17 protein-coding genes are annotated in these 16,056 nt (G+C 54.8%); 7 read left to right on the top strand and 10 right to left on the bottom strand.

The genetic code is table 11. The annotated features are described in order from the left end of the window. The 3 genes from nudB to AAZT04_RS10200 form a co-directional block, all read right to left on the bottom strand. A complete protein-coding gene (nudB, locus tag AAZT04_RS10210) occupies nucleotides 1–447 on the bottom strand; it encodes a dihydroneopterin triphosphate diphosphatase (protein ID WP_020827265.1) in 447 nt (148 codons plus the stop codon). Continuing rightward, nucleotides 447–2,237 (bottom strand): aspartate--tRNA ligase, encoded by a 1,791-nt coding sequence (gene aspS, locus AAZT04_RS10205; RefSeq protein ID WP_020827266.1) that lies wholly within the window; start codon nucleotides 2,235–2,237, stop codon nucleotides 447–449. Before aspS ends, nudB begins: the two co-directional genes overlap by 1 nt. A gap of 198 nt (nucleotides 2,238–2,435) precedes the next feature. Then, the gene (locus AAZT04_RS10200; RefSeq protein WP_041415442.1) at nucleotides 2,436–2,624 is read right to left on the bottom strand and encodes an FmdB family zinc ribbon protein; all 189 of its coding nucleotides are present in this window, start codon (nucleotides 2,622–2,624) and stop codon (nucleotides 2,436–2,438) included. Between the two features lie 241 nt (nucleotides 2,625–2,865). Between AAZT04_RS10200 and AAZT04_RS10195 the strand changes: the two genes are divergently transcribed. The 5 genes from AAZT04_RS10195 to cmoB all read left to right on the top strand — a co-directional run bounded on the left by AAZT04_RS10195 (nucleotide 2,866) and on the right by cmoB (nucleotide 6,645). Continuing rightward, nucleotides 2,866–3,444 carry a hydrolase gene (locus AAZT04_RS10195; RefSeq protein ID WP_048760123.1) on the top strand — a complete coding sequence of 193 codons (579 nt, stop codon included), beginning with the start codon at nucleotides 2,866–2,868 and terminating at the stop codon, nucleotides 3,442–3,444. A gap of 73 nt (nucleotides 3,445–3,517) precedes the next feature. Further along, entirely contained in the window at nucleotides 3,518–4,333 is an 816-nt protein-coding gene (locus AAZT04_RS10190; RefSeq protein ID WP_020827269.1) for a DUF72 domain-containing protein, read from the top strand. A 102-nt stretch (nucleotides 4,334–4,435) separates the two neighbouring features. Next, nucleotides 4,436–4,831: an MAPEG family protein gene (locus AAZT04_RS10185; RefSeq protein WP_020827270.1), complete on the top strand. Its 396-nt coding sequence runs from the start codon at nucleotides 4,436–4,438 to the stop codon at nucleotides 4,829–4,831. Between the two features lie 102 nt (nucleotides 4,832–4,933). Continuing rightward, nucleotides 4,934–5,677: a carboxy-S-adenosyl-L-methionine synthase CmoA gene (gene cmoA, locus AAZT04_RS10180; RefSeq protein WP_046373343.1), complete on the top strand. Its 744-nt coding sequence runs from the start codon at nucleotides 4,934–4,936 to the stop codon at nucleotides 5,675–5,677. Beyond that, complete coding sequence (gene cmoB / locus AAZT04_RS10175) at nucleotides 5,674–6,645, top strand: tRNA 5-methoxyuridine(34)/uridine 5-oxyacetic acid(34) synthase CmoB (RefSeq protein ID WP_020827272.1); 972 nt, start codon at nucleotides 5,674–5,676, stop codon at nucleotides 6,643–6,645. Before cmoA ends, cmoB begins: the two co-directional genes overlap by 4 nt. A 51-nt stretch (nucleotides 6,646–6,696) precedes the next feature. On the opposite strand, the gene AAZT04_RS10170 is transcribed toward cmoB, so the two are convergent. Together AAZT04_RS10170 and cutC are read right to left on the bottom strand one after the other, a co-directional pair. Then, nucleotides 6,697–7,194 carry a hypothetical protein gene (locus AAZT04_RS10170; RefSeq protein WP_065424718.1) on the bottom strand — a complete coding sequence of 166 codons (498 nt, stop codon included), beginning with the start codon at nucleotides 7,192–7,194 and terminating at the stop codon, nucleotides 6,697–6,699. A gap of 356 nt (nucleotides 7,195–7,550) precedes the next feature. Beyond that, nucleotides 7,551–8,309, bottom strand: a complete 759-nt coding sequence (gene cutC, locus AAZT04_RS10165; RefSeq protein ID WP_048760127.1) for a copper homeostasis protein CutC — start codon at nucleotides 8,307–8,309, stop codon at nucleotides 7,551–7,553. A gap of 100 nt (nucleotides 8,310–8,409) precedes the next feature. Between cutC and AAZT04_RS10160 the strand changes: the two genes are divergently transcribed. After that, nucleotides 8,410–9,561: a MalY/PatB family protein gene (locus AAZT04_RS10160; RefSeq protein ID WP_129982729.1), complete on the top strand. Its 1,152-nt coding sequence runs from the start codon at nucleotides 8,410–8,412 to the stop codon at nucleotides 9,559–9,561. On the opposite strand, the gene AAZT04_RS10155 is transcribed toward AAZT04_RS10160, so the two are convergent. After that, a complete protein-coding gene (locus AAZT04_RS10155) occupies nucleotides 9,558–10,121 on the bottom strand; it encodes a VOC family protein (RefSeq protein WP_048760130.1) in 564 nt (187 codons plus the stop codon). The genes AAZT04_RS10160 and AAZT04_RS10155 overlap by 4 nt on opposite strands. 538 nt (nucleotides 10,122–10,659) lie before the next feature. Continuing rightward, nucleotides 10,660–10,905 carry a hypothetical protein gene (locus tag AAZT04_RS10150; RefSeq protein ID WP_165367011.1) on the bottom strand — a complete coding sequence of 82 codons (246 nt, stop codon included), beginning with the start codon at nucleotides 10,903–10,905 and terminating at the stop codon, nucleotides 10,660–10,662. 125 nt (nucleotides 10,906–11,030) lie between these two features. Between AAZT04_RS10150 and argS the strand changes: the two genes are divergently transcribed. After that, nucleotides 11,031–12,761 (top strand): arginine--tRNA ligase, encoded by a 1,731-nt coding sequence (gene argS / locus AAZT04_RS10145; RefSeq protein ID WP_020827278.1) that lies wholly within the window; start codon nucleotides 11,031–11,033, stop codon nucleotides 12,759–12,761. 71 nt (nucleotides 12,762–12,832) lie between these two features. On the opposite strand, the gene murJ is transcribed toward argS, so the two are convergent. The 3 genes from murJ to AAZT04_RS10130 form a co-directional block, all read right to left on the bottom strand. Beyond that, a complete protein-coding gene (gene murJ / locus AAZT04_RS10140; protein WP_041414637.1) occupies nucleotides 12,833–14,368 on the bottom strand; it encodes a murein biosynthesis integral membrane protein MurJ in 1,536 nt (511 codons plus the stop codon). A 121-nt stretch (nucleotides 14,369–14,489) separates the two neighbouring features. Then, nucleotides 14,490–15,410 carry a Gfo/Idh/MocA family protein gene (locus AAZT04_RS10135; RefSeq protein WP_048760132.1) on the bottom strand — a complete coding sequence of 307 codons (921 nt, stop codon included), beginning with the start codon at nucleotides 15,408–15,410 and terminating at the stop codon, nucleotides 14,490–14,492. Beyond that, a complete protein-coding gene (locus AAZT04_RS10130) occupies nucleotides 15,403–16,047 on the bottom strand; it encodes a YceH family protein (RefSeq protein ID WP_434679910.1) in 645 nt (214 codons plus the stop codon). The genes AAZT04_RS10135 and AAZT04_RS10130 overlap by 8 nt, the downstream gene beginning before the upstream one ends. Between the last annotated feature and the right edge of the window lie 9 nt (nucleotides 16,048–16,056).

Raw genomic sequence — 16,056 nt, 5'->3', positions numbered from 1 at the left:
TTACTGGACTGAATTAATCACAAACTCTTCAATCGCCTGCTGATTGCTCCAGGACTTGGTCAACTTCACGGCTTCCGCCGCCTCAAGCCACTGGTAGGCGTGATGCTCGGTAATCACCGGATCGCGCTCTTCAGGCAAAGCCAGACAGAACCAGTGCTCTTTATTGCGCGTGGTTCCCGGGGCATAGCGATGTCGCAAATGGACAAAGAGTTCAAACTCCACACAGCGCTGGCAATCGAACAACGGCAGTTTCTCTGCTTCGATATCGATGCCGACTTCTTCCATGACCTCACGCCGTGCGGCATGCGGCGGCGACTCATCTTCCTCCAGGCTGCCGGTCACCGACTGCCAGAATTCGGTATCATCGCGCCGCTGTAACATCAGCACCCGACCACTGGATTTGGCATAAATCACTACCAGAATAGACTCGGGACGCTTGTAGTTCATTACTGGTTCTCTACATTTGAATCGTCAGTCGCTTTCTTTACCACGCTGATTGCCAGCTCCTGCAACGAAGCCGGGTTCGCGAAACTTGGTGCTTCGGTCATCAAGCAGGCCGCAGCGGTGGTTTTCGGGAAGGCGATCACGTCACGAATGTTGTCGGTGCCGGTCAGCAGCATCACCAGACGGTCCAGACCGAAAGCCAAACCGGCGTGCGGCGGCGTACCGTACTTCAACGCGTCCAACAGGAAACCGAATTTTTCGCGTTGCTCGTGTTCGTTAATACCCAGAATGCTGAATACCGTCTGCTGCATTTCGCTACGGTGAATACGCACGGAACCGCCACCCACTTCGTAGCCGTTAATCACCATGTCGTAGGCGTTGGCGATGGCATTGATTGGCGTGTTGGCCAGCTCTTCCGGGCTCATATCGCGCGGTGCGGTGAACGGGTGGTGCATCGCTGCCAGACCACCTTCGCCGTCTTCTTCGAACATCGGGAAGTCCACGACCCACAGCGGTGCCCAGCTGTCCAGCTTGGTCAGTTCCAAATCACGGCCCAGCTTCAGACGCAGCGCGCCCATCGCATCGGTGACAATCTTGAAGCTGTCGGCGCCGAAGAACAGAATGTCGCCGCTCTGCGCGTTGGTACGCGCCAGAATCGCTTCCAGCACTTCTGCGCTGAGGAATTTAGCAATCGGGCTCTGTACGCCTTCCATGCCGGCGGCGCGGTCATTGACCTTCAGCCAGGCCAGGCCTTTGGCACCATAGATGTTAACGAAAGCGCCGTACTCATCGATCAGCTTACGGGTCAGCTGCGCACCACCTGGTACACAGATCGCGGCAACGCGGCCTTTGGCATCGTTAGCCGGGCCGGAGAACACCTTGAATTCCACGTCCTTCACCAGATCGGCAACGTCCACCAGCTCCAGTGGGTTACGCAGGTCCGGCTTGTCCGAGCCATAGCGACGCATGGCTTCTTCGAAGGTCATGACCGGGAAATCACCCAGATCTACGCCCTTCACGTCCAGCCACAGTTCACGCGCCAGTTTCTCCATCACTTCACGCACCTGATCGGCGGTCATGAAAGAGGTTTCCACGTCGATCTGGGTAAATTCAGGCTGACGGTCGGCACGCAGGTCTTCGTCGCGGAAGCATTTGACGATTTGGTAGTAGCGGTCGAAACCCGACATCATCAACAGCTGTTTAAACAGCTGCGGAGATTGCGGCAACGCATAGAACTTGCCTTTATGTACGCGGCTCGGGACCAGATAGTCACGGGCGCCTTCCGGCGTGGCCTTGGTCAGCATCGGGGTTTCGATATCGAGGAAACCGTGGCTGTCCATAAAGCGGCGCACAAAGCTGGTGATTTTGGCACGGGTTTTCAGGCGATCGGCCATTTCCGGGCGACGCAAATCCAGGTAGCGGTATTTCAGGCGCGCTTCTTCGGTGTTGACCTGGTTGGAATCCAGCGGCAGTGGCTCGGAGCGGTTGATGATCTCCAGTGCATGGGCGAACACTTCTACTTCACCGGTAGCCATATCTTTATTGATCTGGCTGTCCGGACGGGCACGCACGGTGCCGACGATCTGGATGCAGAATTCATTGCGCAGGTCGTACGCCTTGTCGAACGCGGCCTTCTGGTCCGGATCGAAGAACACCTGCACGATGCCTTCGCGGTCGCGCATATCAATAAAGATCAGGCCGCCCAGATCGCGACGACGGTTGACCCAACCACACAAAGTGACTTCCTGGCCCACGTGAGACAGATTCAACTGCCCGCAATATTCAGTACGCATACGCTATCCTTTTGGCTTAAGCCGATGCCGCGCGGGCTTTTGGCGCCTGCCACGCGGCTGTTTTCTGATGAACTCAATACCCGTCATCTTTCAAGTTGCAGCGTTGTTATCTGCACTCTCTCACCCCAGTGACTTACTCAAGTAGGTGCCAGGGGTGAGATAGCTGGCTGGCTGCTACTCGAAAGCTATAGGGTATATTTACTTGCCCGGTTTGAAGTCGGTTGCATACCAACCGGTACCCTTTAACTGGAAACCGGTGGAAGAAATCAGCTTGGTTAACGCGGGCTGCCTACACGCCGGACAATCCGTCAGCGGCGCATCGGAAAATTTTTGCAACTTCTCTAACCGGTGGCTGCAAGCACCACATGCATATTCATAAATCGGCATAGGTCGTTGGAGTAAAGTGAGCTGAAAAAAGGCGATCATTATAAAGGAAATTCATGCGCCAGATAAGTGCGAACACAGCTTTGTTGCAGCACTAAATGGTGTGTTTTTGCCCGAAGTAACACATTGATTAACAAATTTCTCATTAACCGGTGATGCTTTTTTCACGTAGCCTGAATCGATGCTTGTTTAGCGCGCTATCTAAGCTGCGCGTATTTCATCCACCTTGTCACGAGATATTTCCATGTTGAAACTTGATGCTCATACCACCGCACTGGTGTTAATTGATTTGCAAAACGGCATCCTGCCCTTCGCCGGTGGCCCACACAGCGCCGAAAGCGTGGTGGCCAATGGCGCGCAGTTGGCGGCACATTTCCGTTCGCTGAGGGCACCGGTGATCCTGGTACGCGTCGGCTGGTCCGACTCTTTCGCCGAAGCGCTGAAACAGCCGGTGGACAAGCCGTCTCCCGCCCCTGCCGGCGGATTGCCTGCCAACTGGTGGGAATTTCCGGAATCCCTGGCGGTGAGCGACCGCGACATTCTGGTGACCAAGCGCCAATGGGGTGCGTTTTACGGCACCGATCTTGACTTGCAACTGCGTCGCCGTGGCATTAAATCGGTGGTGCTGGGCGGTATCTCCACCAATATTGGCGTGGAATCCACGGCTCGCGCGGCCTGGGAACACGGCTACGAGTTAGTGATAGCCGAAGATCTCTGCAGTGCGCAAAATGCTGAAATGCACCAGTTTGCTTTCGATAATATCTTCCCGCGGTTGGCGCGTGTTCGCAGCACCCGCGAAATTGTTGCCGCACTCGACCAGTAACGCTAACTTGTAGGGGCGCAGCCTGCTGCGCTCACCTTTGACTGCAGGGAAAATTAAGGAAGATGCAAGCTTGATGTATATCGGACTCCCACAGTGGCAACACCCGGCCTGGAATCGTATCGGGCTGCGCGATCTGGCGGATTACAGCCGCTATTTTAACTGCGTGGAAGGCAATACCACCTTCTACGCGTTACCTAAACTGGAAATAGTCCAGCGCTGGCGCGATATGACCACCGATGATTTTCGCTTCTGTTTCAAGTTCCCCGCCACCGTCAGCCATCAGGCTGCACTGCGTAATTGTGCCGCCGATCTGCAGGCATTTTACCACTGCCTGGGTCCGGTGCATCAGCGCATAGGCCAGCTGTGGCTGCAATTGCCAGCGGCGTTCGGCCCGGCGGAATTACCGGCGATGTGGCAGTTCTTCGACGCTTTGCCGAAAGAGTTTACCTATGGCGTGGAAGTGCGGCATCCGGCGTTTTTCGACAAAGGCGAGGAAGAGCTGCTGCTGAATCAGGGGTTACACCAGCGGGGTATCAACCGGGTGATCCTCGACAGCCGGCCGGTGCATCACGCCCTGCCCAACAGCGCCGCCGTGCGCGATGCCCAGCAGAAAAAGCCCAAGCTACCGGTGCATGCTCTGGTCACCGCCAACAATCCGCTGGTACGTTTCATCGGCGGCGATGTGCTGCAAGATAACCTGCGCTGGTTCGACGCCTGGCAACAGAAATTGCCCGTTTGGCAGCAACAGCACCAACCTTTTCTGTTTATACATACGCCGGATAATGGTGATTCCCCCCAGCAGGCACAGAAAATCTGGCAGCAGCTGTATCAGGCTATTCCGAATTTACCCCCACCGCCGGACTGGCCGGAGCAGGATGCGCTGTTTTGACCGATTAATCTGACCAATTACATCAGATTTTTCCTCGCGACAGTGATTGCAATGGCGGCTATGATGCTGGCTGCCAGTTTTGGTTAGGGAATGGAGTTAAAAATGGTAAGCGCGCTTTATGTAGTGCTCGGCGCATTGTTGTTGATCAAACTCTCTTATGACGTGGTTAGGTTAAGGATGCAATACCGTGTCGCCTACGGGGACGGCGGTTTTTATGAGCTGCAAACTGCAATCCGCGTTCACGGCAATGCCGTAGAATACATTCCTATCGCCGCAGTGCTGTTGGTGATCATGGAGATGAACGGCGCTGAAATATGGATGATCCATATTTGCGGTCTGATGCTGATGGCCGGCCGTTTGGTGCATTACTACGGTCTGCGTAACCGCGAGGTGCGCTGGCGTCGATCGGGCATGGCGGCCACCTACATTTCGCTGGTGTTAATGGTACTGGCCAATATTTTCTATCTGCCATGGGATCTTATTTTTAGCCTGCATTAATCCCCTGTTCGTCCTCAGGCGGCTACGCCGCCTGCTTCCGCTGCGCTTTTTGTCATTATCTGTTAGAATACGCCCCTTCGAATTCTGAACCGATTTTCCGCTATGCCAAACCGCGATACTCTTTTTTCTGCCCCGATCGCCAAATTGGGCGACTGGACCTTCGACGAACGCGTCGCTGAAGTGTTCCCTGACATGATCCAGCGTTCCGTTCCAGGCTATTCCAATATCATTTCCATGATTGGCATGCTGGCCGAGCGTTTCGTGCAGCCCGACAGTCGGGTTTACGACCTGGGATGTTCGCTGGGTGCAGCCACGCTGTCGATGCGGCGGAATATCAAGGTGGCGGGTTGCAACATCATCGCCGTCGACAACTCTCCGGCCATGGTCGAGCGCTGCCGCCGTCATATTGATGCCTTCCGCGCCGACACCCCGGTAGACGTTATCGAAGCCGATATCCTTGATATCAACATCGAAAACGCCTCGATGGTAGTCCTGAACTTTACCCTGCAATTCCTCGAACCCGCCGACCGCCTGCGCCTGCTGGAACAGGTTTACCGCGGTCTGCGCCCTGGCGGCGCACTGGTACTGTCGGAGAAGTTCAGCTTTGAAGATGCCGATGTCGGCGAATTGCTGTTCAACATGCATCACGATTTCAAACGTGCCAACGGTTACAGCGAGTTGGAAATCAGCCAGAAGCGCAGCATGCTGGAAAACGTCATGCTGACTGACTCCGTGGACGCCCACAAAGCCCGTCTGAAACAGGCCGGTTTTGAGCATGCGGAAGTCTGGTTCCAGTGCTTTAACTTCGGTTCACTGATCGCGTTGAAAGCGGGAGCCGCAGCATGATTGAGTTTGGCGATTTTTATCAACGCATCGCGAAAAGCAACCTCAGCCACTGGCTGGATACCCTGCCGGCACAGCTCAGCGCCTGGCAGCGCGAGTCACTACACGGTAAATTCAAGCAGTGGTTTAATTCGGTTGAACATTTACCGGCACTGACCCCCACCCAGCTTGATTTGTTGCACGGCGTCCGTGCCGAGATGGAACCCCCTTTGTCGCCGGGCCAGTTGGAAGGCATTGAAAAGATGCTGCGCACCATGATGCCGTGGCGCAAAGGCCCGTTCTCATTGTATGGCATCGATATCGACACCGAATGGCATTCCGACTGGAAGTGGGATCGCGTATTACCGCACATTTCGCCGTTGGCCGGTCGTACCATTCTCGACGTCGGCTGCGGCAGCGGTTATCACCTGTGGCGCATGGTTGGCGCGGGTGCGCATTTGGCGGTGGGCATAGATCCGATGCAGCTGTTCCTGTGCCAATTCGAAGCGGTGCGTAAGCTGTTGGGCGGCGATCAACGCGCCCACCTGTTGCCGCTCGGTATTGAGCAACTGCCTGAGCTGGCCGCGTTCGACACGGTATTTTCAATGGGCGTGCTGTACCATCGCCGCTCGCCGCTGGACCATTTGTATCAGTTGAAAAACCAGTTGGTTTCCGAAGGCGAGCTGGTATTGGAAACGCTGGTGGTGGAAGGCGATCGCCATCAGGTTCTGGTACCCGGTGATCGCTACGCGCAAATGCGTAACGTCTACTTTATTCCGTCAGCCGAAGCATTGAAATGCTGGCTGGAGAAGTGCGGTTTCGTCGACGTTAAAATCGCCGACATGTGCGTCACCAGCACCGAAGAGCAACGCCGCACAGATTGGATGACCAGTGAGTCACTGGCCGAATTCCTTGATCCACAAGACCCGAGCAAAACTGTCGAAGGCTACCCCGCGCCCTTGCGTGCCGTACTGGTAGCCAGGAAGCCCTAAAGTGAAAAACGTCATCACCTCGTACCTATCGGGGTGATGACGTTACGCCCGTTATTTTCGCCAGGCCTCCAGCAAGTCCTTTTCCAGCACGCCGCTGGATTTGCATTCAAAGGGTTTCACTTTGTCATTGCCATCCGCAGCCGTCAGCCCGGCAACCCCGCTAACCTGCACCATGACATGACTTCCCTCCCCGGCGCTATAAATCTGCACCAGTATTCGATATTCCTCCGTCAGATTTGACGGGGTCGCCTGGTCGGTGCAATCCAGATAAAGCCCCGCCAGTTCGGCCTCGCTCCCGGCAGCCCCGATAACGCCAAGGCGACTGTCGGTCAACGTTGGGGTTATCCCTTTCGCGCTTAAAATGGCCAGGGTGCGCGTGAACAGCTCATCCGGTTTTCGGTTACCGATCAGGCTGCCGTCATTGGCTGCGGAAGGAACAGATGCATCACCTGTCGTGCCCTCGGCGGGTTGATTACCGGCTTTTGTCGGCCCATACACCGACACGCAACCTGTCAGCATCAGCAATGCGATAGCGGTTAGTCTTCTCATCGTCATTCACCTGTAATACATAGAGGCGCAGGCACTTAAACAACAAATCAGCGATACAATCATCAGATAACGCATGCCACTCTCCTTAGCGGTAATAAGCTGCGACGCAGCCGGACAATGCAAGACAGGCCATCAACAACAAAATCAAATAACACTTCATGACTCCTCCATAACCGTACAAATCCCTGTGTTTTATGCAGCCATGCGAGCTGGCTGACGACAGAGGTTATTACACTTGTTATGGCGCCGTCATTGGACGCCATCAGTGCCAGCGCTGACAGGACAAGGTCGTCGGGGATCATGGAAATAAAAAAGCCCCGGCAGGAAAACCGAGGCTTGCGGGTTAGCAATTCGTTTTAGGCGCTTTGCGCCAGGGGATCAACCAGTGCCAACGAGTTTTTCATCGCCTCTACCATATCGCCGTCTACGCAATAGTGGCTGAACTCGTCAAACTCGCTGTCTGAACACATGGTGACACCGGCTTTGCGATAGCGCATGGTCGAAGGCACCGCGTGGCCGGAGGAGCTGTGCAGCTCCTGAATACCGATATCGACAAACTTGTGCAGGTTGCTGAGCCGCACGCCGGCACCGGCCATAATCACCGGTCCCTGGCTGGCCTGCACCAGATCGCGCAGCAAGGGCAATCCCAATTCCGCATTTTGCTGCTGGCCTGAGGTGAGTATCCGCGCCACGCCCAACTGCGTCAGTTGATCGAGCGCCACCAGCGGATTTTGGCACATGTCGAAAGCGCGGTGGAACGTCACCGCCATATTACCGCTCAAACGCATCACTTCTTGCATGCGCGGCAGATCGATATGCCCTTCTTCATCCAGCATGCCCACCACCACACCGGGAAAGCCCATATCACGGATCTGGGCGATATCATGCTTGATCACGTCAAAATCCACCGCACCGTAGCAAAAATCCCCACCGCGTGGACGAACAATAGGGTGCACCGGCACACCGATCCTGTCGCGTGCCAGACGTAAAGAGCCATAGCTTGGCGTCAAGCCGCCCTCACTTTGGCTGGCACATAACTCTATACGATCGGCACCTGCCCGCTCGGCCGTCAGCGCGCAATCGACGCTATAGCAGCAAACTTCCAGTTTAATCATTGTCACCCCCAGATGACGGCTAACTTGCGACGGCCATTGTTAAATTTTCAATTTCTCATTTAGGCTCATAGTAAGCATAAGCCAGCTCAGGGTAGTAACTATGGCATTCAATTTTGATCTATGGGTAGACCGCAGTCACAGTGACAGCGTTAAGTGGGATAAATATCGCGGCCGCGACGTTATTCCGCTCTGGGTTGCCGATACCGACTTCCCGTCACCGCCGGCAATTATTGATGCCTTGCAGCAGCGCGTCGCTCATGCCGTATTCGGCTACGGTCATCCCTCCCCTGAGCTGATTGAGGTTTTTACCCGCCGTATGCTAGAGCGCTACGGCTGGCATATCAATCCTGAATGGCTGGTTTTCCTGCCTGGCCTGGTTTGCGGCCTGAATTTATGCGTGAGGGCTTTTACCACCGAGGGAGAAGGCACTCTGGCCCCCTCGCTAATCTATCCGCCGTTCCGCAAAGCAGCGAAATTTGCCGGCCGCACACAGCTACCGGTGCCGTTGACGCTGCAGGACCGGCGCTGGCTATTGGATTTCAGCGCTGTCGAAGCACAGCTCAGCGGTGCAGAGAAATTATTGATGCTGTGCAACCCGCAAAATCCCGGCGGCACCGTCTACCGCAGACAGGAGCTGTTGCAACAGCATGAGTTTGCCAAAAAACATAATCTGGTTGTTTGTTCAGATGAAATTCATTGCGATCTGTTGCTTGAACCGGGTTGTGAACACATCCCCTTCGCCACGTTGAATGATGATGCCGCCCAGCGCAGCGTCACGCTGATGTCGCCGTCAAAAACCTTCAATATCGCCGGTCTTGGTGCCTCAATGGCAATTATTCCCAACCCGGAGCTGCGCAAGAAGCTGGTCCGTGCGCGCAGCGGTATTGTGCCGGAGGTGGATGTGCTCGCATTGGTTGCTGCGCAGGCCGCTTACCAACATGGGCAAGAGTGGCTGGACGAACTGTTGGTTTATCTACGCGCAAACCGTGATTGGGTGATCGAGCGTATTAATGCCATGCCAGGGCTGGCACTGCAGCCCATCGAAGCCACCTATCTGGCCTGGATAGACTGCAGCCAGCTGCCGGTCGATAACCCGCACGCCTTCTTTGAACAGGCCGGCGTAGGATTAAGCCCGGGTCTGGATTTTGGCAACCGGCGCTTTGTCCGGTTGAATTTTGGTTGTCGGCGCGAACTGCTCAGCCAGGCGCTAGACCGCATGCTGCTGGCCACCCGCTCGCTGCAGCCCAATTAACCCTGCTCGCTGGCGACAATGTCCCTGATGGAATAAGGATGGAATTTGATCGTCACGGTGCCGTCGGTGATCGCCAGCGTTGGGTTCGGTAAACGTTCGCCTTCTCCCTTTGGTGAGCTTTGTTTCAGTTTGATGCCCGGAGCCAGCAGCGCTTCATCCGGCAAGTGGGCCAACGCACGCGCATAAAGCGTGGCCGGTTCGCCGCTAAGCACCAGCTCTACGTGTTCCCAACCTTCGTGCGGATAGCGCTTTTCGCCGGGGTAAGGCAGTTCGACACAATCAATTAACCAAGGCCCCACCTTAAGTGGCTGCTGAAGGTCAAACAGGCAAATAGGACGGCCATTGATCATCGCCTCCGACAGCAGCGAACCACACTGCTCTAACCCCAGTCGCCAGCGTTCAGCGGTAGTGTTTTGATGGCAGCGCAGCGAAACGTGGTCTGCAGTGAATTCGGACAGATCCAGATGCAGTTTTTCAGCAAACTGGCTCAGCGCCTGCTCAAAACGCGGTAGATCCAGCGCTAAATCGTGAAGTTCGGCAATAGCCGGGAAGCTAGTCATAGGGTCCTCGAAACAACAAAAGCGGTTTTCAGGGGGGTAATTTACACGCCTGAGATGCCGCTAGCCACAGGGCCAGTCCAGCAAACTGCGTTTTTTTAGCAGAAGATGCCATCGCTGATTAACTTTTCGCTTTAGAAGACGTGAAAACGCACAAAAAATAACTTACCCTGTTCTTATTACTGCACGGGTTAGCATTTCCTGAATTTTAATTTCAGATAATGGCTATGGAATTAGTTTATAGTTTTTTCTTATGAACTGAACCATGAGAGTACTACTAACTTATTAAGCGCAAAAACACATCAAAATTGGCGTTAAAAAATGCTTAATAAATAGTTAATCCTCACGTAGTAAAAACCAATGAAAAACTTAATGGAATGAACATCAAAAAGACAATGCACTGTTATTATTAAAATTATCATAATAAAAGCATGAGAATCCTCCTAAACGAGGCATCGACAATTGCTTGAAAATATCAATTGAGCTACTTTAGTGAAAATTGAGCCAGAGATAATCAATCATGTTTCTTTTAATAATCTCCCTATTGCTGGTCGTTATTGCCGTTTACGCGATCTTTCGCCACTTTAAATCGCGCCGCAATAATACGTTGGACGCTGGCCGCCGAAACAAAAAACACTAACCCTGCTATTTTATTTTCCCACAGACATCGTCTTTTTCTCGTTTTTCCCTTCAGCTTTGCCTTCCGCAACATTGGCGCTTTGCGGCGCCAGGCATAATCAAACTGCGACTTTCGCCTTCCCCCGCGCCAACTGCTGACGTCACTCATCAGATCGGTTACAATTGCAGGCTGTTTTGTGGTGGGTCGGCGTGTTGACGCGTGGCCAGTAAAACCACCTTTGAATCCCACAGGGGCATGGCATACGGCCCCTCGTTCGTCATTAAGGTAACCCGGTGAATATTCAGGTTCTTCTTTCAGATAAAGTCAGCCAGGCGCTGATTGCCGCAGGCGCGCCAGCCGATTGCGAAGCGCAGGTCCGTCAGTCCGCCAAAGCGCAGTTCGGCGACTATCAGGCTAATGGTGTGATGTCCGTCGCCAAGAAACTCGGCATGCCGCCGCGCCAATTGGCAGAAAAAGTGGTGCAACTGCTTGATCTCGGCGACGTTGCCAGCAAAGTGGAAATCGCCGGTCCCGGCTTTATCAATATCTTCCTGAACAGCGACTGGGTCGCGCAGCAAACTGATTTGGTGCTTGGCGCGCCAAAACTGGGTATTGCGCCCGTCAAACCGCAAACCATCGTGATTGACTACTCAGCGCCCAACGTGGCGAAAGAAATGCACGTCGGTCACCTGCGCTCCACCATTATCGGTGACGCTGCGGCACGCACTCAGGAATTCCTGGGGCATAAAGTGATCCGCGCCAACCACGTGGGTGACTGGGGTACCCAGTTCGGCATGCTGATTGCCTATCTGGAAAAAATGCAGAACGAAAACGCCAGCGATATGGGCCTGTCCGATCTGGAGCAGTTCTATCGTGAAGCAAAGAAACACTATGATGAAGACGCCGAGTTCGCCGAACGCGCCCGTGCCTACGTGGTAAAACTGCAAGGCGGCGATCAATACTGCCTGAAGATGTGGCGCAAACTGGTCGATATCACCATGGCGCAGAATCAGCTGACCTATAACCGCCTGAACGTCACCCTTACCGAAGACGATGTTATGGGTGAGAGCCTGTACAACGCGATGCTGCCGGGCATCGTGGCCGATCTTAAGGCCAAGGGGCTGGCGGTAGAAAGCGAAGGCGCCACCGTGGTATTCCTCGACGAATACAAGAATAAAGACGGCGAGCCTATGGGTGTCATCATCCAGAAGAAAGATGGCGGCTACCTGTACACCACCACCGACATCGCCTGTGCAAAATACCGTTATGAAACGCTGGGCGCCGACCGCGTGCTCTACTACATCGACTCACGCCAGCATCAACATTTGATGCAGGCCTGGACCATCGTGCGTAAAGCCGGTTATATCCCAGACTCCCTCTCGCTGGAACACCACATGTTCGGCATGATGCTGGGTAAAGACGGCAAGCCGTTCAAAACCCGTTCAGGCGGCACGGTGAAACTGTCCGATCTGCTGGATGAAGCGGTCGATCGTGCAGGTAAACTGATCGCCGAGAAAAACCCGGACATGCCAGCGGAAGAGATGCAAAGCCTGGCCAATGCCGTGGGCATTGGTGCGGTTAAATACGCCGACCTGTCGAAAAGCCGCACCACCGACTATATCTTCGACTGGGACAACATGCTGGCGTTTGAGGGCAATACCGCACCTTACATGCAGTATGCTTACACCCGTGTGGCTTCCGTATTCAAACGTGCCGGTGTCGACGAAAGTAATCTGACCCTGCCGCTGGTGATGACCGAAGAGCGCGAAATTGCGCTGGCGACCCGCCTGCTACAGTTTGAAGAAGTGATCACCACCGTGGCACGCGAAGGTACCCCGCACGTGATGTGTAGCTACCTGTACGATCTTGCGGGCCTGTTCTCCGGCTTCTACGAACACTGCCAGATCCTGAATGCAGACAGCGAAGAAGCGCGCCAGAGCCGCCTGAAGCTGGCACTGTTAACTGCCAAAACGCTGAAAATCGGTCTGGATACGCTGGGTATCGAAACCGTCGAACGTATGTAAGTCATCACGCTGAATACGAGAAAGGGTCGCCGAGGCGACCCTTTTTATGTTCTGAAAGTGGGAAAGCCCAGTTACGCCACTCGCCGAGCAAAATCGCGTGGACGGAAACCCAAGCCTGCCAATACGCCGAAGTAAGCCACAATACCTGCGACCACAACCACTGCCAGACGCAGCAGGCGTGCCAGCATATTGCCCTGATCCCAGGCAGGCATCAGCCACATCACCCCGACCAATACTACCGACATCACGATCACCGCAATCACCAGTTTAGTCAGGAACAGAGCCCAACCCGGTTGCGGGTGGAAAATCTTCTGCTTGCGCAACTGCCAATACAGCAGCGAAGCGTTAATACAGGCTCCCAGACCAATCGACAGCGAAAGCCCCGCATGCTTTAACGGACCGATAAACATCAGGTTCATCACCTGGGTTAAGATCAACGTGATAATGGCAATCTTAACCGGCGTTTTAATGTCCTGACGCGAATAGAACCCTGGCGCCAACACCTTCACGACGATCAATCCCATCAGTCCCACCGAATAGGCCACCAGCGCACGCTGGGTCATGGCGGCATCGAAGGCGTTGAACTTGCCGTACTGGAACAAAGAGACGGTCAGCGGCTTGGCCAGAATGCCCAGAGCTATGGCGCTCGGCAGCGCCAGCAGGAAGCACAGGCGCAGCCCCCAATCCATCAAACGCGAATATTCATCGTGGTTGCCGCTGGAAAAACTTTTCGCCAGCGACGGCAACAGGATGGTTCCCAGTGCCACGCCCAGCACGCCGGAGGGAAACTCCATCAGGCGGTCGGCATAGTACATCCAAGACACTGAACCGGAGACCAGGAAGGAGGCGAAAATGGTATTGATGATCAGTGAGATCTGGCTGACCGAGACGCCGAAAATGGCTGGCCCCATCTGACGCATCACTCGCCATACGCCCGCGTCACCAAGTTTGAGGCGCGGCAGCACCAGCATGCCGATCTTCTTCAGATGCGGGAGCTGGTAGCCCAATTGCAGCACGCCGCCCACGACGACCGCCCAGGCCAGCGCCATCACCGGCGGATTGAAGTAAGGTGCGGCAAACAGCGCGAACCCAATCATGCTGACGTTAAGCAACGTCGGCGCAAACGCCGGGATCGAAAAACGGTTCCAGGTATTGAGGATTGACCCCACCAATGACGCCAGCGAGATCAGCAAAATATACGGAAAGGTCACCCGCAGCAGCGACGAGGTCAACGCGAATTTGTCCGGCGAATCGACAAAGCCCGGCGCGGTAATGTAAATCACCCATGGGGCGGCCAGCATCCCCAACACCGTCACCACGGCCAACACCAGCGTCAGCAGTCCGGAAACGTAAGCGATAAAGGTACGCGTTGCTTCTTCTCCCTGCTGGCTTTTGTATTCGGCCAGGATCGGGACAAAGGCTTGCGAAAAGGCCCCCTCGGCGAAGATGCGCCGCAGCAGGTTAGGCAGTTTGAACGCCACGAAAAAGGCGTCCGTTGCCATACCGGCACCAAATACCCGCGCCACGATGGCGTCACGGGCAAAGCCCAGCACCCGTGAAAACATCGTCATAGAGCTGACGGCTGCCAGTGATTTTAGTAGGTTCATGTGGTTTTTTGATGTGCCCTGTAAATGTCGACGCCTGCATCAGCAGGCGTCAGTAAAACTATCGGCTAAGTTTACCCGTACGTCGCAGAATAGCTACTCTGATATGTTACATGGAGTTATGTTACAAATTGGCGTCTCGCAACAGGCGTTCAATCACCCGCTGGGCAGCGATCGCCTGCTCTCCGGCAGTTTCCGGCAGCGTTTGGTTACTGACGGAGGCCAGGAAATGACGGATCGCGCCGTCAAAACCGCGCTGCGCCAGCGTGGTTTGCCAGCCGGGTGCCGGCTGTTCCAGCACGCCTTGTGAATCTTCCCGCAGCCACTGACGCATATCGTTTACTTGATAGATTGCGCCGTCCGTTACCGCCTGTACGCTTTCGCGCTGGCTGCCGGCCCGACGATGCATACTGGTGGTCACCAGCGTTTCTCCGCATTCAAAATGGTGTTCGGCATAAACCAACTCACCGACATCGTTAATGCGCAGGCTACCGCTAAGCCGTTGCCCAGCGTCGCCACCCAACCACAGTGCGGTGTCCACCACGTGCAGGTAATCGTCCAGCAGGGTAAAGCGCGCATCGTTGGGTCCGACGCTGTCGGCACGATGTTTATCCATACGAATCGACGCCGGTTGGTTCATATCCTGCTTCAACTGACGGTACAGCGGTGCAAAGCGACGGTTAAAGCCAACCATCAGCGCCTTGCCCTGTTTTTCAGCCAGAGCCAGTAGCTGTTCGCCCTGTTCCACGGTCTCCGCCAGCGGTTTGTCGACATAAACGTGAACGCCATATCGCAGCAGCTCGCCAATCACCTGAAAATGGCTGGCGGTGCTGCTGTGAACGAACACCGCATCACACTGCTGCGCCAGGCTGTCGAGCCCCGAAAAACAGGCCATGCGATAGCTGTCGCAAATGGGCTGTGCCTTTTGCTGATTCGGGGAGAAACCGCCGACTAACGTCCAGTCTGCCGCCTGGCTGAGGATTGGCAGATAAGCCTTTTGAGCAATACCGCCCAACCCCACCACGCCAACGCGTAATTTACTCATGCGATCCCCGCTCCAATAACGCCTGCACTTGCTGTTTAAGCTGCGCCACTTCGTTTTCCAGCGTACTCACTCGCTCGTGTAAATCACTGTCATTGGCCGTTGATGCTTCCGCAGGTGCCTCGTCAATCTGGCCGCTGAACAAATGCATAAATCGACTTTCACGCTTGCCTGGCTCCCGCGCCAGCCGCACCACAAAGGGGCCATCCTCACGCGCACTCAGCTGCGCCAGCACCTGCTCCACTTCGGTAACATCATTAAATTCATGCATGCGGTTGGTTCGGGTACGCAATTCCCCAGGGGTTTGTGCGCCACGCAGCAGTAAAGTGGCGATCACCGCCAATTCAGCGGCGCTCAGCTTGAGCTGACCAAACTCTGAATTGCAAAAACGCTGTTCATATTTGACCACCCGATTGCCGAAACCGCTCAGGGTGCGCAAAAAGTGTTTCTTTAACAGCAGATCCAGCACCTGCTGAACTTCGTTTTCAGCAAGATCCATCACCGGTTCGCGGTTGGTTTTCTGATTGCAGGCCAGGGTGATGGCATTGAGAGAAAGGGGATACTGGTCCGGGGTGGTTACCTGCTTTTCCAGCATGCAGCCAATTATCCTGGCTTCTTTAGCACTTAATTCATATTTCATTATTTTGCC

The organism is Serratia sp. Je.1.23.a, from assembly GCF_051129805.1.
In the GTDB taxonomy this organism is placed as follows: domain Bacteria; phylum Pseudomonadota; class Gammaproteobacteria; order Enterobacterales; family Enterobacteriaceae; genus Serratia; species Serratia liquefaciens.
This window is presented reverse-complemented; position numbering and strand designations above follow the sequence as displayed.

What these genes read in the sequence shown, in the direction of transcription:
- nudB (WP_020827265.1), bottom strand. Translation starts at nt 447, where the DNA reads ATGAACTACAAGCGTCCCGAGTCTATTCTGGTAGTGATTTATGCCAAA.
- aspS (WP_020827266.1), bottom strand. Translation starts at nt 2,237, where the DNA reads ATGCGTACTGAATATTGCGGGCAGTTGAATCTGTCTCACGTGGGCCAG.
- AAZT04_RS10200 (WP_041415442.1), bottom strand. Translation starts at nt 2,624, where the DNA reads ATGCCGATTTATGAATATGCATGTGGTGCTTGCAGCCACCGGTTAGAG.
- AAZT04_RS10195 (WP_048760123.1), top strand. Translation starts at nt 2,866, where the DNA reads ATGTTGAAACTTGATGCTCATACCACCGCACTGGTGTTAATTGATTTG.
- AAZT04_RS10190 (WP_020827269.1), top strand. Translation starts at nt 3,518, where the DNA reads ATGTATATCGGACTCCCACAGTGGCAACACCCGGCCTGGAATCGTATC.
- AAZT04_RS10185 (WP_020827270.1), top strand. Translation starts at nt 4,436, where the DNA reads ATGGTAAGCGCGCTTTATGTAGTGCTCGGCGCATTGTTGTTGATCAAA.
- cmoA (WP_046373343.1), top strand. Translation starts at nt 4,934, where the DNA reads ATGCCAAACCGCGATACTCTTTTTTCTGCCCCGATCGCCAAATTGGGC.
- cmoB (WP_020827272.1), top strand. Translation starts at nt 5,674, where the DNA reads ATGATTGAGTTTGGCGATTTTTATCAACGCATCGCGAAAAGCAACCTC.
- AAZT04_RS10170 (WP_065424718.1), bottom strand. Translation starts at nt 7,194, where the DNA reads ATGAGAAGACTAACCGCTATCGCATTGCTGATGCTGACAGGTTGCGTG.
- cutC (WP_048760127.1), bottom strand. Translation starts at nt 8,309, where the DNA reads ATGATTAAACTGGAAGTTTGCTGCTATAGCGTCGATTGCGCGCTGACG.
- AAZT04_RS10160 (WP_129982729.1), top strand. Translation starts at nt 8,410, where the DNA reads ATGGCATTCAATTTTGATCTATGGGTAGACCGCAGTCACAGTGACAGC.
- AAZT04_RS10155 (WP_048760130.1), bottom strand. Translation starts at nt 10,121, where the DNA reads ATGACTAGCTTCCCGGCTATTGCCGAACTTCACGATTTAGCGCTGGAT.
- AAZT04_RS10150 (WP_165367011.1), bottom strand. Translation starts at nt 10,905, where the DNA reads ATGAGTGACGTCAGCAGTTGGCGCGGGGGAAGGCGAAAGTCGCAGTTT.
- murJ (WP_041414637.1), bottom strand. Translation starts at nt 14,368, where the DNA reads ATGAACCTACTAAAATCACTGGCAGCCGTCAGCTCTATGACGATGTTT.
- AAZT04_RS10135 (WP_048760132.1), bottom strand. Translation starts at nt 15,410, where the DNA reads ATGAGTAAATTACGCGTTGGCGTGGTGGGGTTGGGCGGTATTGCTCAA.
- AAZT04_RS10130 (WP_434679910.1), bottom strand. Translation starts at nt 16,047, where the DNA reads ATGAAATATGAATTAAGTGCTAAAGAAGCCAGGATAATTGGCTGCATG.